At 52.1% G+C, this 315-nt stretch carries 1 protein-coding gene; it reads left to right on the forward strand.

Translation table 11 applies throughout. From position 1 onward, the window contains the following. A partial coding sequence (locus ACEO2X_RS14325; RefSeq protein WP_371972198.1) for a transposase occupies positions 1-315 on the forward strand: 315 nt, incomplete at both ends.

Consider the following 315-nt stretch of genomic DNA (forward strand, 5'->3'; position numbering starts at 1 on the left):
GCAAATGGGTCTGTGATCAGTGTGACACCCTGACTCAGCAAGCGATGCCTGCCTATGTGATTGATAAAGGCATTGCTTCACCTGAACTGCTCAGCCATGTGCTGGTATCGAAGTATGCCGATCATTTACCGCTGTACCGTCAACGTCTGATCTATCAGCGGGCGGGAATCGAGCTTTCTAGATCAACGTTATCTGACTGGATAGGTCGCTGCGGTGTAGAACTGGAACCTCTGGCCAATGCCTTAAAAGAGGTGGTGCTGCAACAGCGGGTGCTGCATGCAGATGAAACACCGGTCACCATCATGCGGATGGGTG

Origin of the sequence: Acinetobacter sp. AL9 (assembly GCF_041464035.1) — a bacterium.
Taxonomy (GTDB): Bacteria; Pseudomonadota; Gammaproteobacteria; order Pseudomonadales; family Moraxellaceae; genus Acinetobacter; species Acinetobacter towneri.